19 protein-coding genes are annotated in these 19,554 nt (G+C 71.0%); 3 read left to right on the plus strand and 16 right to left on the minus strand.

Annotated features, from left to right (window positions below; translation table 11 throughout):
• Window positions 1-89 precede the first annotated feature (89 nt).
• Window positions 90-1,358 (plus strand): PhoH family protein, encoded by a 1,269-nt coding sequence (locus BSB02_RS04890; RefSeq protein ID WP_084957597.1) that lies wholly within the window; start codon window positions 90-92, stop codon window positions 1,356-1,358.
• Here the strand turns inward: BSB02_RS04890 and BSB02_RS04895 are convergent.
• From BSB02_RS04895 to BSB02_RS04905, 3 genes are read right to left on the minus strand one after another with little or no spacing between them, the layout of a single operon-like run.
• Window positions 1,348-1,848, minus strand: coding sequence for a hypothetical protein (locus tag BSB02_RS04895; RefSeq protein WP_143590240.1), 501 nt, complete (start codon window positions 1,846-1,848; stop codon window positions 1,348-1,350). The genes BSB02_RS04890 and BSB02_RS04895 overlap by 11 nt on opposite strands.
• Entirely contained in the window at window positions 1,845-3,263 is a 1,419-nt protein-coding gene (locus tag BSB02_RS04900) for a sensor histidine kinase (protein WP_169729352.1), read from the minus strand. Before BSB02_RS04900 ends, BSB02_RS04895 begins: the two co-directional genes overlap by 4 nt.
• The gene (locus BSB02_RS04905; protein ID WP_084957600.1) at window positions 3,263-3,937 is read right to left on the minus strand and encodes a response regulator transcription factor; all 675 of its coding nucleotides are present in this window, start codon (window positions 3,935-3,937) and stop codon (window positions 3,263-3,265) included. The genes BSB02_RS04900 and BSB02_RS04905 overlap by 1 nt, the downstream gene beginning before the upstream one ends.
• Window positions 3,938-4,204: 267 nt before the next feature.
• Between BSB02_RS04905 and BSB02_RS04910 the strand changes: the two genes are divergently transcribed.
• Together BSB02_RS04910 and BSB02_RS04915 are read left to right on the plus strand one after the other, a co-directional pair.
• Complete coding sequence (locus BSB02_RS04910; RefSeq protein WP_240506187.1) at window positions 4,205-4,861, plus strand: aggregation-promoting factor C-terminal-like domain-containing protein; 657 nt, start codon at window positions 4,205-4,207, stop codon at window positions 4,859-4,861.
• A gap of 71 nt (window positions 4,862-4,932) precedes the next feature.
• The gene (locus BSB02_RS04915) at window positions 4,933-6,903 is read left to right on the plus strand and encodes a glycosyltransferase family 2 protein (protein WP_084957222.1); all 1,971 of its coding nucleotides are present in this window, start codon (window positions 4,933-4,935) and stop codon (window positions 6,901-6,903) included.
• On the opposite strand, the gene BSB02_RS04920 is transcribed toward BSB02_RS04915, so the two are convergent.
• The 13 genes from BSB02_RS04920 to BSB02_RS39340 form a co-directional block, all read right to left on the minus strand.
• Entirely contained in the window at window positions 6,893-8,029 is a 1,137-nt protein-coding gene (locus BSB02_RS04920; protein WP_084957225.1) for an alpha/beta hydrolase family protein, read from the minus strand. The two genes, BSB02_RS04915 and BSB02_RS04920, sit on opposite strands and share 11 nt — an antisense overlap.
• Window positions 8,026-8,919 (minus strand): alpha/beta fold hydrolase, encoded by an 894-nt coding sequence (locus BSB02_RS04925; RefSeq protein WP_084957227.1) that lies wholly within the window; start codon window positions 8,917-8,919, stop codon window positions 8,026-8,028. Before BSB02_RS04925 ends, BSB02_RS04920 begins: the two co-directional genes overlap by 4 nt.
• Entirely contained in the window at window positions 8,916-10,184 is a 1,269-nt protein-coding gene (locus BSB02_RS04930; protein WP_084957229.1) for an MFS transporter, read from the minus strand. The genes BSB02_RS04925 and BSB02_RS04930 overlap by 4 nt, the downstream gene beginning before the upstream one ends.
• Before the next feature lie 103 nt (window positions 10,185-10,287).
• On the minus strand, window positions 10,288-12,129 hold the full coding sequence (locus tag BSB02_RS04935; protein WP_240506188.1) for a helix-turn-helix domain-containing protein: 1,842 nt from the start codon (window positions 12,127-12,129) through the stop codon (window positions 10,288-10,290).
• A gap of 35 nt (window positions 12,130-12,164) precedes the next feature.
• The gene (locus BSB02_RS04940; RefSeq protein WP_084957234.1) at window positions 12,165-12,917 is read right to left on the minus strand and encodes a 3-hydroxybutyrate dehydrogenase; all 753 of its coding nucleotides are present in this window, start codon (window positions 12,915-12,917) and stop codon (window positions 12,165-12,167) included.
• 363 nt (window positions 12,918-13,280) lie between these two features.
• The gene (locus BSB02_RS04945) at window positions 13,281-13,670 is read right to left on the minus strand and encodes a hypothetical protein (RefSeq protein ID WP_084957236.1); all 390 of its coding nucleotides are present in this window, start codon (window positions 13,668-13,670) and stop codon (window positions 13,281-13,283) included.
• Between the two features lie 85 nt (window positions 13,671-13,755).
• On the minus strand, window positions 13,756-13,968 hold the full coding sequence (locus tag BSB02_RS41975; protein WP_084957238.1) for a DUF397 domain-containing protein: 213 nt from the start codon (window positions 13,966-13,968) through the stop codon (window positions 13,756-13,758).
• A gap of 317 nt (window positions 13,969-14,285) precedes the next feature.
• On the minus strand, window positions 14,286-14,669 hold the full coding sequence (locus tag BSB02_RS04955; protein WP_084957240.1) for a hypothetical protein: 384 nt from the start codon (window positions 14,667-14,669) through the stop codon (window positions 14,286-14,288).
• A 59-nt stretch (window positions 14,670-14,728) separates the two neighbouring features.
• The gene (locus tag BSB02_RS04960) at window positions 14,729-15,610 is read right to left on the minus strand and encodes a helix-turn-helix domain-containing protein (RefSeq protein WP_084957242.1); all 882 of its coding nucleotides are present in this window, start codon (window positions 15,608-15,610) and stop codon (window positions 14,729-14,731) included.
• Window positions 15,588-16,100, minus strand: coding sequence for a DUF6879 family protein (locus BSB02_RS04965; RefSeq protein WP_240506190.1), 513 nt, complete (start codon window positions 16,098-16,100; stop codon window positions 15,588-15,590). Before BSB02_RS04965 ends, BSB02_RS04960 begins: the two co-directional genes overlap by 23 nt.
• On the minus strand, window positions 16,075-16,317 hold the full coding sequence (locus tag BSB02_RS04970) for a hypothetical protein (protein WP_084957246.1): 243 nt from the start codon (window positions 16,315-16,317) through the stop codon (window positions 16,075-16,077). Before BSB02_RS04970 ends, BSB02_RS04965 begins: the two co-directional genes overlap by 26 nt.
• A 380-nt stretch (window positions 16,318-16,697) precedes the next feature.
• Complete coding sequence (locus BSB02_RS04975) at window positions 16,698-18,098, minus strand: class II fumarate hydratase (protein WP_084957248.1); 1,401 nt, start codon at window positions 18,096-18,098, stop codon at window positions 16,698-16,700.
• Window positions 18,099-18,112: 14 nt separating this feature from the next.
• Window positions 18,113-19,525, minus strand: a complete 1,413-nt coding sequence (locus BSB02_RS39340; protein ID WP_206184510.1) for a serine/threonine-protein kinase — start codon at window positions 19,523-19,525, stop codon at window positions 18,113-18,115.
• Window positions 19,526-19,554: the final 29 nt, after the last annotated feature.

Consider the following 19,554-nt stretch of genomic DNA (forward strand, 5'->3'; position numbering starts at 1 on the left):
GGCTTTTCGCCTCGATTGCAGGGCGCCCATCCCTACGGGCGCCCGGGGGAGAATGCGTGGCAGCGAACCCTCGGTCCAAGCGCACCTACGTGCTGGACACCTCCGTCCTCCTGGCCGATCCGGCGGCGATGACTCGCTTCGCCGAGCACGACGTGGTCCTACCGATCGTGGTGATCACGGAGTTGGAGGGCAAAAGGCACCATCCCGAACTCGGCTACTTCGCCCGCAAGGCCCTGCGCTACCTGGATGACCTGCGCCTGCGGTACGGCAGGCTGGACGAGCCCATCCCCGTCGGGGAGGGCACGATCCGCGTGGAGCTCAACCACAGCGACCCGTCGGTGCTGCCGTCGGGGTTCCGCCTGGGCGACAACGACACCCGCATCCTGACGGTGGCGCGCTCGCTGGCCGCCGAGGGGTGCGACGTGGTGCTGGTCTCCAAGGACCTGCCGATGCGCGTCAAGGCGGCCTCGATCGGGCTGGCCGCCGAGGAGTACCGCGCGGAGCTGGTCATGGAGTCCGGCTGGACGGGCATGGCCGAGATCCAGGTCACCAGCGACGACGTGCAGGCGCTCTTCGAGAGCGGCACGGCCGACCTGGAGGAGGCGCGGGAGCTGCCCACGCACACCGGCCTGCGGCTGCTGTCGGCCAAGGGGTCGGCGCTGGGCCGCGTGCTGCCGGACAAGTCGGTCAAGCTGGTGCGGGGCGACCGGGAGGTGTTCGGCGTCCACGGCCGCTCCGCCGAGCAGCGCATCGCGCTCGACCTGCTGATGGATCCCGAGATCGGCATCGTGTCGCTGGGCGGCCGGGCCGGCACCGGCAAGTCGGCGCTGGCGCTGTGCGCGGGCCTGGAGGCGGTGCTGGAGCGCCGCCAGCACCGCAAGGTCATCGTCTTCCGCCCGCTGTACGCGGTCGGCGGCCAGGAGCTCGGCTACCTGCCCGGCACCGAGGGCGAGAAGATGGGCCCCTGGGCGCAGGCGGTCTACGACACGCTGGGCGCGGTCACCTCGCCGGAGGTGATCGAGGAGGTGCTCGACCGCGGCATGCTCGAGGTGCTGCCGCTGACCCACATCCGCGGCCGCTCGCTCCACGACGCGTTCGTCATCGTGGACGAGGCCCAGTCGCTGGAGCGCGGGGTGCTGCTGACGGTGCTGAGCCGCATCGGCGCCAACTCGCGGGTGGTGCTCACCCACGACATCGCCCAGCGCGACAACCTGCGGGTGGGCAGGCACGACGGCGTGGTGGCGGTGGTGGAGAAGCTGAAGGGCCACCCGCTGTTCGCGCACATCACGCTGACCAGGTCGGAGCGCTCGCCGATCGCCGCGCTGGTGACCGAGATGCTGGAGGACATCACTCTTTGACGACCTCGAGGCCGGGAGTGCAGCGGTAGCTCCCCTGCCGCACGCGATCGGCCTCACGCCAGATCTCCACCCTCTGGTAGTCGTCGTAGTTGCGCAGCGCCGTGCACACGATCTCGACGAGGGCCCTGTGCCCCAGCCTGCCGCGGTAGTCGAGGTACACCTGGAGCGTCGTCGGCCGCATGTCGGGGTCGCGGCGGGTGTAGGGCACCTGCAGCTCCAGGGCGCCGCGGTAGCCCACGCCGCGCAGCTGGGTGCCGCGGTCCTCGCGGAACAGCGCCTCGAACAGGCTGCGGAAGGAGTTCTCCCGCAGCCTGATCGGGGCGATGTACGGCTTGCCGTCCCGGTGCAGCACGAGGCTGTTGGCCGGGGCCGGGATGACGGCGTACGGCGGGCGGTCGCCGAGCTCGGTGACGCCGCCCGGCTCGATGCCGCACCCGGCCACGAGCAGGGCCAGCAGGAAGGCGCACAATCGCCTGGTCGCGCTCGTCATGCCGGGGGGAACCTCACCGTGAACAGCGTGCCGGGCTGCTCCCGCCGTACCAGGATGGTGCCGCCGTGCAGCTTGGCGTTCTCGCGGGCGATGGCGAGCCCCAGCCCGCTGCCGTGGCTGCGGGCGCGTCCGGTCTCGGCCTTGTAGAACCGGTCGAAGACGTGGGGCAGCGCCTTGAGCGGGATGCCGGGGCCGTGGTCGCGCACCCGCACCTCCAGCCCCTGCTGCGTGGCCCGCGCGCTGACCACCACGGGCGGCAGGCCGTGCTTGAGCGCGTTGCCGACGAGGTTGGCCACGATGACGTCGAAGCGCCGGGGGTCCAGGTTGAACGACAGGCCGGGCGGGACGTCGACCTCCACCTGGTCGCTCCAGCCGCGCACCTCCAGCGAGTCGCGGACCGCGTCGGCCACGGTCACCGCCTCCAGGTGGAGCGTGGCGGTGCCCGCGTCGAAGCGGCTGACCTCGATGAGGTGGTCGACCAGCTCGCGTAGCCGGCTGACCTCGCGCAGCACCAGCCGTACGGCCTCCGCGGGCGCCCTGGGCAGCCGTTCTGCCTCGTCGGAGAGCATGTCGGCGACGGCCGTCATCGCGGTCAGCGGCGTGCGCAGCTCGTGGGAGACGTCGGCCACGAAGCGGCGGGACATGGCCTCCAGGGTGCGCAGCTCGGTGACGCTGGCCTCCAGGGCGGCCGCGGCGTCGTTGAACCTGGCCGTCAGCTCGGCCAGCTCGTCCCGCCCGCGCACCGGCAGCCGGGTGTCCAGGCGGCCCTTGCCGAGCGCCTCGGCGGCGGCGCTGAGCCGGCGCACGGGCAGCAGCACGCGCCGGGCCGAGGCCAGCGCGACGCTCAGCGCGATCAGCAGGGTGATGGCGCCGGCCTGCATGAGGGCCCGGCGCAGCGAGTCGAGCTGCTGCTGGTCGTCGTCGAGCGGCTGGAAGGTGAACGCCTGCAGGCCGGTGAGCTCCGGCACGCCGTACTCGTTGCTGCGGAGCACCTCGGTGCCGACGACCAGCCACAGGTGGCCGCGGATGAGCCGGATCTGGGCGGCGAACCCGCGCTGCGCCCTGGCCACGAGCTCGTGGGGCAGGTCGTCCTCGGTCATCACCCGCCCGTCGTCGCTGAAGGCGCGCGTGCCGTACACGACCACGGCGTGGCTGCCCGGGGTGTCCAGCCGGTTGGCCAGCTCCCGCAGGTCCTCGTCCAGCGGCTGGCTCTCGCCGGGGCGCAGCCTGCCGACGGGGAAGGTGATCTGCTCCAGCTCGCGGCGCATCAGCTCGACCGCGGTGCCCTCGGTGCGCTTGACCAGCGCGGTCTTGGCCAGCTCGAAGCCGATGCCGGCGACGAGCACCGACGCGGTCACCGCCACGACGGTGAACGTGATGACCAGCCGGGCCCGCAGGCCGATGGGTTTGAGCATCACGGCGGGCTGAAGCGGTAGCCGAAGCCGCGGACCGTGTGGATGTAGGTCGGCTCGGCGGGGCGGGGCTCGATCTTGGCGCGCACGCGCTGGACGCAGGCGTCCACCAGGCGCGAGTCGGCGGCGTGGGTGTGGTCCCAGACCACGCGCAGCAGGTACCGGCGGTTGAGCACCTGGCCGGGGTGCCGCACCAGCTCCAGCAGCAGCCGCAGCTCGGTGGGCGTCAGGTGGATCTCCTTGCCGTTCAGCGTGACCTTCAGGGCGCCCCGGTCGATCGTCAGGTCGCCGAAGGAGATGCGGTCGGAGGCGGCCGACTCGGCCCGGCGCAGGACGGCGCGGATGCGGGCGTCCAGCACGCGCGGCTCGACCGGCTTGACCACGTAGTCGTCGGCGCCGGCCTCCAGGCCCACGACCACGTCCAGGTCGTCGCCGCGGGCGGTGAGCAGGATCACCGGCAGCTGGTCCAGGCGGCGGATGCGCCGGCACACCTCGACCCCGTCGATGCCGGGCAGCATGACGTCGAGGATCGCGATCTCGGGGCGGCGCGACCGGATGTGATCCAGCGCCTCCTCGCCGGTGGCGTAGGACGTCACGGAATGCCCCTGCCGGGTCAGCGCGAGCTCGAGCGCGGTCCGCACGGAGGGGTCGTCTTCGACCAGGAGGATGCCAGCCACGGCCATACGATATCCGGGTTTTGTCATTGAACCGTGACATGTCGCACACAGGACCACAAAGAAGGCACGCGACGGTGGAAGCGTGGCTGTCCCCTCGGTACGGCGGCGCGAGGGGCGCAGCCACGGATTGGGACAAATGTGGCGGGTGTGACGCAAATCACAGTTTGGGTAGATCCCACGTCAATCAGCAGCTAAGGCGTTGTGAAGGCAACCGAATCTCAAGTTCCGGTTGCGGACCACCCCCCACCACAGGGCAAGCTCGGGGTCGTGTTGAAAGAGCGCCCCAAACCCCCCGCGGCCAAGAAGGCGATGGGCATCGGCGCCTCGGTGCTGCTCGTCCTCGGCGCAGGCGCCTACGTCGTCTACACGGCCCTCGACAACGCGAGCACCCCGGCCCGGCCGATCCAGCCCGAGGAGTTCACCGCGCTGGCCCAGGGCTACATTCCCGAGCCGGAGAACGACGAGCTGAAGGCGGCCGCGGTGCAGGCCTACAAGAAGGACCTGCTGGAGCGCAGGCGGGAGGGCGCCAACAAGACCCTCACCCCGGTCGAGGTGAAGGAGAAGGCACCCGGCGGCGACGGCTTCCCGCCGGTGAACTTCCCTCCGGGCAGCAACCCCGACCCGGGCAGCAACAAGGCCATCGCCAAGGAGATGCTGGCCTCCTTCGGCTTCGGCCCCGAGCAGTGGGGCTGCCTGGAGCGGCTGTGGCAGAAGGAGAGCGGCTGGAACGAGCGCGCCGCCAACCGCTACAGCGGCGCCTACGGCATCCCGCAGTCCCTGCCCGGCAGTAAGATGGCCAGCGCGGGCTCCGACTGGCAGACCAACCCCGCCACCCAGATCAAGTGGGGCCTGGGATACATCAAGGGCAGGTACGGCACGCCGTGCGCCGCCTGGGGCCACTCCCAGGCCAAGGGCTGGTACTGACACCTTCCGCTCTCCTCCCGTTCTCGGCAAGCCTGCGCGTCCGGCTTGAAGCGGCGTCGCAGGCTTGGCACATGGGTGTGAAGGTCAGCGTGATCGTCGGTATCCACAACCCGGGGGACGGCGCCGACGCCTGCATCCGCTCGGTGCTGGAGCAGTCGATCGACGACTACGAGGTGATCTTCGTCGACGACGGCTCCACCGACGGCATCGCCGGACGCCTCGACGCGGTGGCGTCGGCGCGCGACAACGTCCGGGTGCTGCGCCTGCCGCACACCGGATCGCCGATGCGGGGCAGGAACGTGGGGCTGGCCAGCGCGACCGGCGAGTACGTGTACCTGATGGACCAGACCGACCGGCTCGAACGCGACGCGCTGGAGCGCATGTACGAGCGGGCGGTGGAGACCGAGGCCGACGTGCTGGTCGGCCACCTGGTGCGCGACGACGGCGTCCCGCTGCCGGCCTTCGAGGCCGACCGGGCGCGTGCCGACGTCCTGGCCGACCGGCTGCTCGGCCTGCTCACCCCGCACAAGCTCCTGCGCCGGGAGTTCCTGGAGCAGCACCGGCTGGGCTTCGCCGTCCCGGGAGGCGAGGTGGCCGAGCAGGCGTTCTCGGTGCGCGCCTACCTGCTGGCCAAGGTGATCGCGGTGCTGGCCCGCCCGGTCTGCTGCCGCCTGGGGCCGCGGCCCGAGCAGCAGGAGGACCCGAACGCCGTCGCCGCCGAGCTGCGGGCGCTGCTGGACTTCGTCGACGTGCACACCGACGTCCGCCAGCGCGACCGCATGTACGCCCACTGGCTGCGCACCACCGTGCTGCGGCCGTTCCTCAGCGCCAGGTTCGCCTCCTCGTCCCTGGACCGCGGCACGCTCTACAGCGTCCACCGGGAGCTGCTGGCCGAGCGCTTCCCCGAGCGGCTGGACGAGCTCCTGCCCGGCCACCTGCGGGCCGTCGCGTGGCTGCTGCGCGGCGGCAGGCTGGACCAGCTGGTGAGCTTCGCCAACGCCGCACGCCGTACCGTGGTTCGCGTCGACCTGCGCGAGGTGCGATGGGACCGCGAGGTCCTGGCGCTGCGGCTGGCCGGGGAGCTGTTCTGCGGCAACCAGCCCCTGCGCTTCCGCGAGGACGGCGGCCGGCTGCTGTGGCGCCTGCCCGTGTCGCTGGACGGCGCCGGCGTGCCGGCGAGCGTCGGCGACGTCACCGCCGAGCTCCGCCACGCCGGGTTGGAGCTGTACCTGCGGCACGAGGAGACCGGCGTCTCCTACCCGGTGCCGGTGCGCCACGGGGTCGAGCGCGAGGGCCAGCGCCTGCGGCTGGCGGGGGAGGCCCGCGTGGACGTGGCGACCGCCGCCCTCGGCGAGCCGCTCATGTCGGGCCATTGGGAGGTCCACGTCTGCATGTCGGGGCCCGTCTACTCCGCCAGGACGCGCGTGGCACGGCCCGAGGGCCCGCTGAACTGCCTTGGCGTGCTGGCCCAGACCCCGCGGCAGCGGCTGCTCGTGCCCTGCTGGAGCGACGCGGGCGAGCTGTGCCTGGCGGTGGAGCCGCGCTCGTTCCCCGAGTCGATCGCGCTGGTCTCGCCCGGGGCGAGCATCACCAGGCAGGACGACCACCTCTACGTCGTGGTGCCCGTGCCGTACGTGCCGCCGAGCGGCGGCCCGCCGCTGGAGCTGGTGCTGCGCAACACCACGGGCCGGCCGCGCGAGGTCTCCGCGCCCGCCCTGGTGGAGCCGGGCGTGCCCGGCCGGCTGGCCGGGCAGCTGGTCGCCAAGGTGCCGGTCAAGCGGGTGCTGCCCGGCCGCGACACGCTCGGCCCCGGCGCCTGGCTGGCCTCGCTGCGCACCGAGGACGCCGAGGTCGGGCTGCGCTTCGGCCTGGAGATGCGGGGCGGCACGGTCCTGGTGCGCCCGGCCGCCGAGATCGACCCCGAGCGGCGCGCGCCCGACGAGCCCGACCCCGCGCTGTCGTGGCTGGCCCGCCACGTGCCGGGGGCGCGCCACCTGGCGCGGCTGGCACGGGCGGGCACGAACCGCTATCTCAAGGACTGATCCAGTCCTCCAGCTCCTCGAACGCGGCGCGGAACTCCGGCAGGATCGGCCGCAGCCGGTCGGGGTACACGTCGACGAGCGAGTCCAGGTGGTTGCCGCCCGCCACCCGGTGGTAGCGGAAGGGCCGGTGCGGCCCCACCATCTCGGCGTAGACGTCGGAGCTGCGCGAGATCGGCAGCAGCGCGTCCAGCGTCCCGTGCAGCGTGACCAGCGGCTTGGTGATCCGGCCGGTGAGCGCGATCTTCGCCACCGCGGCGTACGGCCTGCGCTCGCCGTAGTCGTAGTCGGCCGGGGCGCCGGTGTAGGAGGGGTCGAGCTCCTGCTGGTAGAGCCGGGTGGTGAGCTCCCAGTAGTGCTGGCGGTGGAACGGCCACAGGAACTCCGACTCCGGCGGGAAGCCCGCCGCCTCCGGCGAGGTCTTCAACGCCTGGGGCAGGAACTCCAGCAGGTTGTCGCCCTTGGTCCGCCAGAGCGTGCCCTCCCAGTCCACGCCGCCGTCATACAGCCAGCCGCGGTTCTCCAGCTGCCAGCGCACCAGGTAGCCGCCGTTGGAGATGCCCGCCGCGATCGTCGTCCTGGGCGCCCTGCCGTACCTCTGCCTGACCACGGCCTTGGCGGCCACGGTCAGCTGCGTGAGGCGGTGGTTCCACTCGGCGATCGCGTCGCCGGGACGGCGGCCGTCCTGGTGGAAGTTCAGGCCGACGTTGCCCTTGTCGGTGGCGGCGAACGCATAGCCCTTGGCCAGCACCCAGTCGGAGATCGTGTAGTCGTTGGCGTACTGCTCGCGGTTGCCGGGCGTGCCCGAGACGACCAGGCCGCCGTTCCACTTGTCGGGCAGGCGGATCACGAACTGGGAGTCGTGGTTCCAGCCGTGCGTGGTGTTGAAGGCGGAGGTGTCGGGGAAGTAGCCGTCGAGCTGGATGCCGGGCACCCCGGTCGGGTTGACCGTGGCCTTGGCGTGCAGGCCCGCCCAGTCGGCCGGGTCGGTGTGGCCGGTCGTGACCGTCCCGGCGGTGGTGAGGTCGGCGAGGCGGGCGCTGACGACGTGCTCGGCGCCGGGGACGGCCGGCTCCTGGCTCGCGGGCGCCGTCAGCAGGCTCGCGACGAGCACGAGGGCGAGCTTCATGCGACGTGCTCCCGCAGCAGGCGCAGGAACTCCTGCGGCCGCTCGATGTGCGGGCTGTGGCCGCAGTCCTCGATGACGGCCTCGCGGTAGTTCCCGTAGCGCTCCAGGACCGCCCTGGTCTGGGCGATCATGGGCTGCGCGGGCGTGCCGTCCCAGCCGGGCACCGCGCCGATCGCGCCCAGGTGGGCCAGGTCGAACATCGAGGCGTCGGAGACGATCACGTCGTCGGCGCCCCTGATCCACAGGATCGGCGGCTTGGGGTCGACCTCGTGCAGGTCGTCGAGCCGGAAGTGGATCGGCGCCAGCGCGTTGAGCACGCCGCGCGTGCCGGGCGCGGTGCCCGGCCAGTGGTCCGAGGGCCTGGCGTCGCCCGGGTAGTTGTCCTCGCCGGTGACCGTGGTGAGCATGGAGTCGAGGTAGCGGTCCTCGTTCTCGACGGGGTGCTTGACGTAGGCGAAGCGGAACACCTCGCGCATCTTCTCCCGGTCGCCCTTGCCGATCGCGGCCACGAACTCGGGGTTGGCCGTGCCCGCGCCCGACCCGGCGCCGTCGGGATGGGTGAGCCTGCCGTCCTCGCCCGTGGTGCCGCCGAAGCCGTACGGCGAGACCGGGTTGACCAGCGTGAGGCTCCTGACCAGGCCGGGGTGGTCGCGCAGGAACTGCATGACCACGCCCCCGCCCATGCTCCAGCCCACCAGGTGGACCGGCTCGTCGACCGCCTCGCGCAGGTCGTCGGCGAAGTCGCGCAGGCCCCGCGTCGCGTCCACCGGCCTTGGCGCGGCCGAGCCGAACCCGCGCAGGTCCACCGCCTTGGCGCCGGGGAACTCCTTGACCACGTCGTCCCAGAAGGCGCCGGAGGAGACGTTGCCGTGGACGAACACGACGCTCATACCTGGACCCTTTCGCTGAGGTCGCGGCCCTGGGTCTCGCGGGCGGCGTAGACCGAGCCGAGGGTGATCAGGGCCGCCAGGGCCAGGTAGAGGGCGATCGGCAGGCTGCTGTCGTACCGCTGGAGCAGCGCCGTCGCGATGCTCGGGGCCAGCGCGCCGGCCACGATCGCCGACAGCTGGGCGCCGATCGACATGCCGGTGTAGCGCATCCTCGTGCCGAACAGCTCGGAGAAGAAGGCCGCCTGCGGGCCGTACATCATGCCGTGGAACAGCAGGCCGACCGTGACGGCCAGGGTGATGGCCAGGAAGTTGCCCGTGTCGATGAGCGGGAAGAACGCGAAGATCCACACGCCGACGCCGATGCTGCCGGCGATGTAGACGGGACGGCGGCCGACCCGGTCCGACAGCGCGCCCCACAGGGGGATGGTGAAGAAGTGGATGGCGCTCGCGATGAGGACCGCGTTGAGGACGACCTGCCGCGACAGCTCGGCCGCCGACGTGGCGTAGGTGATCACGAAGACGGTGATCAGGTAGAACGAGATGTTCTCGGCCATCCGGGCGCCGATGGCGATCAGCACGTCCTTCTTGTGACGCTTCAGCACGCTGACGATCGGGGCCTTGTCCTCCGGCGGAGCCTGCAGGAACACCGGCGACTCGGCGATCGTCAGCCGGATCCACAGGCCGATGAAGACCAGGACGCCCGACAGCAGGAACGGCACGCGCCAGCCCCAGCTCAGGAACGTCTCGTCGGACTGCACCGCGGCCAGCAGCGCCAGCACCGCGGTCGCCAGCAGGTTGCCGGCCGGGGCGCCGGCCTGCGGCCAGGAGGCCCAGAAGCCGCGGCGGCTGGAGTCGCCGTGCTCGGAGACGATCAGGACCGCGCCGCCCCACTCGCCGCCCAGCGCGAAGCCCTGGACGAGGCGGAGCGCGGTCAGCAGCAGCGGCGCGGCGCTGCCGATGGCGGCGTGCGTGGGCAGGCAGCCGATCAGGAACGTCGCGAGGCCCATCAGCAGCAGGCTGAAGACGAGCAGGGTCTTGCGGCCGACCCGGTCGCCGAAGTGGCCGAAGACCAGGCCGCCCAGCGGGCGGGCCACGAAGCCCACCGCGTAGGTGAGGAAGGCCAGCAGCGTGCCGGTGAGCGGATCGGAGTCGGGGAAGAAGAGCTTGTTGAACACCAGCGCGGCGGCCGAGCCGTACAGGAAGAAGTCGTACCACTCGATCGTGGTGCCGATGAGGCTCGCGCCTACGATCTTCTTGATGGACATTTCACACCATTCCTGACGTGGGGAGTGAGTTCACGCTAAGGAGTGATCTCGGTCACTCCTATGGGCGCGGACCCCACACTCGGGCGGTGGCTTATGTGCCCTGTCATGAGCTGAGCCTGTGCAGGCGCAGCGCCAGCTGGATCTCCAGCGCCCGCTCCGGCTCCTGCCAGTCCTCGCCGAGCAGGCTCGCGATGCGCTCCAGCCGCTGGGAGACCGTGTTGACGTGGATGTGCATGGCCTCGGCGGTACGGCTCGGCGAGCCGCCCGAGCGGAAGTAGGCGGCCAGCGTGCCGACGAGGTTGGTCCCGCGCCTGGCGTCGTAGTCGACGACCGAGCCGAGAGCGCTGCGGACGAACCCCGAAATGTCGCGATCCTGGCCGATGAGCAGCCCGACGAACCCCAGCTCCCCGGCGCTCGCCCCGTCGCCCGTCCGGCCCAGCGCCACGAGGGCGTCCGCGCACCGCTGCGCCTCGTGGTAGGCCGCCCGCACCTGCGCAGCCGCCGTCACCGGCCCCGCGGCGCCCGCGGTCGCCGGCGCGCCCAGGGAGGCGCTCAGCTCCCTCGCCACGCGCCTGGCGTCCTGCTGCCCGGGGAGCAGCAGCACGACCTCCTCCGGCCGGCTCGCCGCCAGCCCGTGCGCCAGCGCCGCCTGCGACGACGCCCAGAACGCCGCCCGCTCCCGCTGCCCGCGATGCTTGGCCACGACGACCGTGTGCGGCTCGTCCAGGTCCACGCCCAGCCGCCTGGCCCGCTCGGTCAGCCCCTCGTCGTGCGGGCGGGCGATCAGGTCGTCGAGCAGCTCGCCGCGCACCCGGCCCTCCGCCTCGGCCACGCTGCGCTTGAACAGCAGCAGCAGGGCACACGCCAGCGCCGCCCGCTCCAGGATGCGCTCGTCGCTCTCCGGCGCCTCCCGCCGGGTGCCGTCGTCGCGCACGTGCTCCTGGATGAGCGTGCACAGCGGCTCGCCGCCGACGTCCACCGAGGCGATGAGCTGGTTGCCCCGCCGTACCGTCCGGCCCAGCGCCCGGGAGGCCTGCGCCGCCTCGAACAGGCCGGGATCGGGCTCGTGGAGGTCGCCCGTGAGCGGCTTGCCCAGGCCGTCCAGGACCGTCAGCCTGCCGCCCACGACGGCGGCGATGTCCTCGATGCCGCGGCCCTGCAGGACGAGCTGCATCATCCGGTCGTGCGCCTGCGCGGCCCTCTCGACCGCCTCGCCGTGCTCCCTGAGCCGCTTGTGGGCCGTGGACAGCTCCTCCAGCGCGTTGCGCGTCTCCTGCAGCAGCCGGGCGTTGTCGATCGCCACCGCGGCGTGCGCCGCCAGGCTCGACAGCAGCGCGACCTCCTCCTGCAGGAACGGCCGCGCGCTGCGGTTGGCCGCGAACAGCACGCCGATCACGCGCTGGCCCAGCTTGAGCGGCACACCCAGGATCGCGACCAGGCCCTCTTCCTTCACGGCGCTGTCGATGTGCGTCTTGTGCCGGAACCTGGCGTCGGCGAAGTAGTCGGCGGTGGAGTACGGCCTGGCCGTCTGCGCCACGAGGCCGCCCAGCCCCGCGCCCATGTCCAGCCGCAGGTTCTGGAACGCGGCCGACACCGACCCGTCCGTGACCCGCATGTAGGTGTCGCCCCGGTCGGGGTCGTGCAGCGTCATGTAGGCGGTGTCGGTGCCCAGCAGCTGCCTGGCCCGGTGCACGATCGCCTCCAGCACCGCGTCCAGGTCGCGCAGCCCGGCCAGGTCGCCGGCCGTGTCGTACAGCGCCGACAGCTCCGCCTCGCGCCTGGCCCGCCGCCTGAGCAGCTGCCTGACCTTCAGCGCCTCGACCTTGGCCTGCTCCAGCTCGGCGATCTCCCGGGGGCCGCGTCCGGCGGCCCGCGCCTCGATGATGGGCCCCTCGAACTCCACCGCGGAGGCTTCGCGGGCGAGCAGTTCGAGGAAGACGCGCATGCTGTTCATTCTGCTCTCGCCCGCCGTGGACGGCGCTAGCGGGCGGTCCAACCGCCGTCCATCGGCAGCGACACGCCGGTGATGAAGTCGCCCCGCGGCCCGCACAGGTACGCGACCAGCTCGGCCACCTCCTCCGGCTCGATGAGCCGCTTGATGGCCGCGGGCCTGAGCATGATGTCCTCGACGACCCGCTCCCGCGCGATGCCGTGCGCCCTGGCCTGGTCGTCGATCTGGCTCTCCACCAGCTCGGTCCGCACGTAGCCGGGGCACACGCACGTCGAGGTCACGCCGTGCTCGGCGCCCTCCAGCGCGATCACCTTGGACAGGCCCTCCAGGGCGTGCTTCGCCGCGACATACGCCGACTTGTACGGCGAAGCCCGCAGCCCGTGCACCGATGAGATATTCACGAACCGGCCCCATCGCCTGCCGTACATGCCCGGCAGGTAGCGCCTGGCGATGAGGAACGGCGCCTCGGCCATCACCTTCATGATCGCCCGGAACACCTCGGGCGGGAAGTCCTGGATCGGGGCCACGTGCTGGAACCCCGCGTTGTTCACCACGATGTCCACCGGCTCGTCCGGCAGCGCGTCCACGAAGCCGGGATCGCTCAGGTCGGCCACGACCGCGAGGCCCCCGGTCTCCGCCGCCACCTTGCCGGCCGTCTCCCCGTTGCGGTCCACGGCCAGCACCCTGGCCCCCGCGGCCGCCAGCCTTCGCGCGCAGGCCCGCCCGATCCCGCTGCCTGCCCCCGTCACCAGGGCCGTCCGCCCGGTCAGCTCCTCCGCCATGCCTGGGACCTTAGACGCCCGGCCGGTCACGGGACATGGAGGCTGGAGCCATACCTCGGTGCGGGGCTATGTGGGCTCGGGACTGTGAACGGCGTGGCCCTGCGGCCCACCGCCTCGCACTCTTGGGCGTGAATCCGCTTTTCAACAGGGCGCATCGTTGGACGCCTCCACACGGGTGGTGAAGCGGCTTGGGAGCGGGCTTCAAGGGCATGGGCTTCGCCTCATCGGCGCTTCGCGCTTGTCGAGGCTCAGGCTGTGTTTTGTGGGGGGAGTCCTTCGGCCCCCCCCACGCCCCCGGGTCGAGGGGGCCTTCCGGCCCCCCTCGAGCTCCCCCGGTTGTCGGCAGGGTTGGCCACAGCTCGATCAACCGCGGTAGGGGCAAGGATAATCGACGTGCAGGTTTGGGCAGCAGATCATGCCGATGGTGATGAAGCGGCCACCATGGAGCCATTCGCCCCACTGCACATCCACCCCGCGCGGCAGCAGATCGGCGGCCACGGCCAGCCGATGCCCCAGGGGGATGGTGTCGCTCTGCGGGCGCAGCGGCCTGTACTCCCCGGCCATCCACTCCACCGCCTTGGTCGCGTCGTCGAACGTCTCGGCGATGCGGTGAGGGGGCTTGGCCAGCCAGTCCCCGGTGCGCATGGGCGGCAGCGGCGAGGTGGCGAAGTCGGGTGAGTCCGGGCGGCGTTCGGCCTCGCGCTTGAGGTCGGGGCCGTGGCCGGTCCAGGTGTAGGCGTGCCAGTGCATCATGCCCCCGTGCAGGTCCGTATCGTCGCGGAAGGGGACGGCCCCTGCCGGATTCCGGCGGGCAGGGGCCGTCTTCGGGTGGCGGTTCCTAGATGGTCCTCATCCCGGCGGCGCGCAGCTCGTCACCGGTGAACCGGAGCGTCCCGGCCTGGGGGTTCTTGGAGTCGCGCAGGGCGAAGGCGTCGACCTCACCGGGAATCGGCGCGATCTCCACGCAGGACTCCATCTCCTCTTCCTGCTGGTTGCCGCCGCACAGGCGGCGGAAGGCCAGCGGGCCGAGATCCCTCGCATACAGGTCCATCTGGGGGTGCCCTCCTTTCTCGCTCGGGCCGGGGGTGGCCCGAGGTGGTGGCACGGCCGACAGCCGGGGTTCCCCTCGACCACGCCTTCACCGCCGGCCGTGCGCCTGTGGGCAGCGGCAGGCGCATCTACAGGCGCGCCTGCCGCTCCAGCTGCGGGACCAGCCCGGCCAGGTCACCGGCCAGCAGCACCAGAACCGTGCCGCGCCGGTAGTCCTCATCGGTCAGGGACCGCTGCCGCCGTACGGCGGCTACCCCGAGGCCATGCGCGGGAAGAACTCCCAGACCCGCCCGTACTTCTCGTCAAGCTCGGCCGACGTCATCGCTCGTCTACCACCGACGGATCAGACAGCAGCCTCGCGACCAGGTCGGGCTGGTCGGCGGGCACCGGGTGAGCATTGGCAGCGTTGCCCGCCACCGACACCAGATACGCGCCCGACCGGGCTCCAACGGTCACCTCGGCCACCTTCGCGCCATGAGGCGCATACACGAGGAGTTCGGGAGCCTTACGCCGGACGACGCCGAAGGTGCCGCGCCGGCCGTCGAGACACAGGCCGATTCGTGACACCCGACACGTCAGGAACCCGCGAGCTCTCAGCAGCTCCCGCACCACGTCTAACGTCGCCTCGGCCTGGCCGGCCACGCGGTCGGAGAGGGGCTCGTCGCTGTCTACCTGCTGTGATGCCGTCTGTCCGGTCGCCATGCCTCGACGGTAGGAGAGGGCGTGTCCTGGCCTCAACGAACTTGTATGAACTTGCGCGCTCAGCCCAGAGAAGCCAACGCCGCCGCGATCAGTGCGCGTGCCTTGTTGCCGTACACCGCATGAGACGCCAGTTCGGCGAAGCCCTTGATATACAGTGCGATCTCGCGTGGCTGAGTGACCGTCACTCCCGCCGTGAGCAGTTCCACGAATACGCGCTTGTCGTCGTAGATGGAGAAAGTCTCCATAGTCCACAGCCTGCGCCGAGTGTCGGCAGGGATGATTCCGAGAGACACGGACGGAAGAGACATGCCCTCCAGGAGCTGGCCGAGTTGCCCGGCCATGACGTCATCGTCAGCGACCCGATCGTGAAGGACGGACTCCTCCATGACAATGGCGAAGCGGTGATCTCCCTCATACAACAAACGCAATCGCGCGGCGCGGGCGGCGATCGCCTCGTCGATGTCGCGAGGAGCGTCGTGGAACTCGGCGAAAGCCGACAAGACAGCCCGCATATAGCCGGGTGTCTGAAGTGGCCAAGGCATGAACTGTGAACAGTAGAAACGAAAGAGCCGGGTCTGCTCGTACAGCGAAACCCTGGTTTCCTGCAGGCGTTTCATGCCGCTACGCTGCAAGCGACGCCATTCCACGTACATGCTGTCGGCGTCACGGCTTGCCGCGATGAGATCGGGAATCTCGTCCTCGGCTCCGCAGATCCGGCACCAGATGCGAATGTCCTGATCGGATGGCAGCGTCCGGCCGTGGATGAGACGGGAGCACTTGGACTCATCCCAACCAGCCGCCTGGGCGAGCGCCCTGGCTGTCATTCCCGAGTCTCGCAGGATCTCTCGGAGACGCTTGCCTACGGCCAGGCGGGCTTCGTGCGCGCTGGAGGACGGCGATGTCGACACGTCGGGACGCTCAGGCGGGCCGATACTCCGCATGGTCGATCGCGCGTTCCCACACAGCCTCAAAGGCTGAGGCGCACAGTTTCACCACGGCCGGGTTCTCCGAGTCCTCACTGCCGGTTGCCTCTCCGTCGCCGGAGTGAAACCCGAAGCGTACGAGCCGACCGTCAAACAACCAGAAGTCGTTGCCGGGCAGGGCCAGGTCTGAGGCCTTCTGGCGAGGCAGCCAACGAACCATCTCGCCTCCCGCGAGGTTCGCGAATGGCGTCGCGTAGTGCTCGTAGCGAATGTAGTCGCTGATGGGTTCTGAAACGATGCGGGCGCGGCGTACGACAACGCCCCTGCTCACCGTCTCCTTGATCAGGTTGACCCACGGCGCGTCGAAGGCCGTGCGGTCGAAGGGGACGCCATCTCGCCATGCGCGGTAGCCGGGGCTTGAGTAGCCGTAGGTATCCCGCATCTCCAGGTGCATTGCTGAGCGCACACAGCGCTTCAGCAATTCATCCAACGTCGGGGTCTCGTTCACAACATGCCTCCAGGAGGTAGCCGCGCATGTGTGCTGGAAGCCTAACGATCATTTCGCCGGGTGCGAGCGGGCTGCGTGCGGCAACTTGATTCACCATGTCGGGGTCGGTGACGACGATTCCCTGGATCACGATACTGCCGTCCATGTCGTCGACCCAGACGGAGGGGCATCCGCCGTGCTCGCTGGTGTTGTCGATGCCGATGAACCGTAGCGCCATGATGGCCTCCACTGCTCTGGGTGTGCGTGAACTTGCACACAGCGAGCCTGACAGTTGACCAGAGAAGAGTCAATCACTTCAGTCAGATTGAGGTCATCCGAGAGTCAGCACCGGATCAGCCCGGCATGCGGACGACGGCGTCCAACCACGAACCGCAAGAAGCCTGTCCGTGGCCGTGCAAAGTAGCCGCCGGGTGCGGTGTGTGCTCAGTGTGACCGTAGGCATGAAGCCAGGGTCTGAACGCTTGCCGGCGTTCGGACTCGCTGGTGTGGGGCTGGGCATAAGACTCGGGGGCCGGGAGGCCACCCGGCAAGGGGGGCTCGGAGTCGGTGACGCGCGAAGCGCGGCCCAGGCGAAGGTCCATGCCGTACGGCCCGGGCCTACTCGGCACGCTCCGCGGGGCGCGTCATCGACAACACATCCAGGACCGCGTCCAGCTGCTCCTCCGTGATCGTCCCGTTCGCGACGTGCCCGCGCTCGATCACGACCTGCCGGATGGTCTTGCGCTCCGCCAGCGCCTGCTTGGCGATGCGTGCCGCCTCCTCGTAGCCGACGAAACGGTTCAACGGCGTGACGATGGACGGGGACGACTCGGCGTACTCCCGCATCCGCTCCTCGTTGGCCGTGATGCCCGCGACGCACCGGTCGGCCAGGAGGCGCGAGACGTTCGCGAGCAGCCGTACCGACTCCAGGATGTTCCTCGCCATCACCGGCAGCTGGACGTTGAGCTCGAACGACCCGGAGGCGCCCGCGAAGGCGATGGCCGCGTCGTTGCCGATGACCTGCGAGCACACCATGCACACGGCCTCCGGGATGACCGGGTTGACCTTGCCCGGCATGATCGAGGAGCCGGGTTGCAGGTCGGGGAGGTTGATCTCCGCCAGGCCGGCGCGCGGGCCCGAGCCCATCCAGCGCAGGTCGTTGGCAATCTTGTTCAGCGACACCGCGACGACCTTGAGCTGGCCGGACAGTTCCACGAGCGCGTCCTGCGAGCTCTGCGCCTCGAAGTGGTTGGGCGCCTCCACGAAGACGATGCCCGTCGCCTCGTTGAGCTTGACGATCACCTTCTCGGCGAAGCCAGGCGGCGTGTTGATGCCCGTGCCGACCGCCGTGCCGCCCAGCGGCAGCTCCACCACGCGGGCCATGGCCGCCTTGACGCGCTCGACGCCGTGCTCGATCTGCGCCGCGTACCCCGAGAACTCCTGCCCCAGCGTCACCGGCGTGGCGTCCATGAGGTGGGTCCGCCCCGCCTTGACCGCGGTCTTGAACTCCGTGGCCTTCTTGCGCAGTTCCCTGGCCAGGTGGTGGAGCGAGGGCAGCAGGTGGTAGGACACCTCGGTCGCCGCCGCGACCCTGATCGAGGTCGGGAAGACGTCGTTGGACGACTGCGAGGCGTTGACGTGGTCGTTGGGATGGACCGGACGGCCCAGCCGCGCCTCGGCCAGCGTCGCGATGACCTCGTTGGCGTTCATGTTGGAGGAGGTGCCCGAGCCGGTCTGGAACACGTCGATGGGGAAGTGCTCGTCGTGCTCGTTCTCGGCGACGTCGGCGGCGGCCTGCGCGATCGCCTCCGCCATGTCCTTGTCGATCACCCCGAGGTCGCCGTTGACCTCGGCGGCGACGGCCTTGATCAGGCCCAGCGCCGCGATGTGGGCGGCCTCGAGCCTGGTCCCCGAGATGGGGAAGTTCTCCACCGCCCGCTGGGTCTGCGCCCGCCACAGGGCCTTGGCCGGGACGCGGACCTCGCCCATCGAGTCATGTTCGATCCGGTGCTCGCTCATGACTCCAGTCTGACTCAGCTGGCCAGGGCCGCCATGATCAGGATGGCGACGACGACGGCGGCGGCCGCGGCGATCGCCATGAGGACCAGCATGCCGGTCCTGCCGGGCTTGTCCGGCGGCTCCTCGCGGCCCGCGATGGCGAACAGGTCGGTGCCCAGGCCCCGCTCGGACCGGCCGTCGAGGCCGGGGGAGTGGTCCGCGGCGTACGGCGGCGCGGGCGCCGGTCCGGGTGCCAGGGGTGTACGCGGGGCTTCCGGCACGCCGCCGGGGGAGGCGGGGGAGGGGCTGTCCGGCGCCGGGTACACCTGCCGCCCGGGCGGGTGCGGCAACACCACCCGCGTGGCCATCGCGCCCTCGTCCACGGGCGGTTCCTTCTGCGCCTGCGGCTCGGGGAGCGGTGGCTTGGGCCGCTTGACGACGATCGTCCGGTCGGGGTCCTGTCCGTCGTCTTCCGGGTACGCCGAAGGCGCGTCCCCGGACGCCTTCTCACCGGGCCCTGGGCCCTCCGCGGACACCTCGTCCCCGGCCTCGTCACCCTTCGCGGGCCGCGGCGCCGCAGGAGCCGTCTCCGCGACGTCAGGCGCCGCCGTACCGCGGCCCCGCTCGGCCGGCAGGGCCGCGAACTCGTGGGTCGGCGTGTCCGCGATCATCCGCAGCATGGTCTCCGCCTTGGCCGCCGTGAGCCGCTGCTTGTGGTTCTTGTGCAGCATGCCCTCCAGCACCGGCCGCAGCGGCCCGGCCTGCGTGGGCGGATCCACGTTCTCCGTCATCAGCGCCGCCAGCGTCTCGGAGATCGTCGCCCGCTCGTAGGCCGGCTTGCCCTCCACCGCGAAGTACAGCGTCGCCCCGAGCGACCAGACGTCCGACTCGGGCCCGGTGTACTCGCCCCTGGCCCGTTCCGGCGCCGTGTACCCCGGCGACCCGATGACCATGCCGGTCTTGGTGAGCTTGCTGTCGCCCTCCGCCTTGGCGATGCCGAAGTCGGTCAGCACGACCCGCCCGTGCTCGGTGATCAGCACGTTGCCCGGCTTGACGTCCCGGTGCGTGATCCCCTGGGCGTGCGCCGCCCGGAGCGCTCCCAGCAGGTCCACCCCGAGTTCGGCGACCAGGCGGGGCGGCAGCGGCCCCTCCTCCTCGATGACCTCCTCCAGCGAGCGCCCCTCGACCAGCTCCATGATGATCCACGGGCTGCCGCCGGAGACGACGACGTCGTAGATGGCCGCGACGGCCGGGTGATTGATGCGCGAGGCGATGCGGCCCTCGCGCAGCATGCGTTCGCGCAGCTCGCCGAGCTGCTCGTCGGTCAGGCCGGGGTCCTGGCGGACCTCCTTGATCGCGACTTCACGGCCGAGTTCGCGGTCGTGTGCGCGCCAGACGGTGCCCATGGTGCCGCGGCCGAGCGGCGCGAGCAGCTCGTAGCGATTCACGAGGACCCGCGTGCTGTCTCCCCACCCCA

Source organism: Thermoactinospora rubra, from assembly GCF_002093975.1.
Classification (GTDB): Bacteria; Actinomycetota; Actinomycetes; order Streptosporangiales; family Streptosporangiaceae; genus Nonomuraea; species Nonomuraea rubra_A.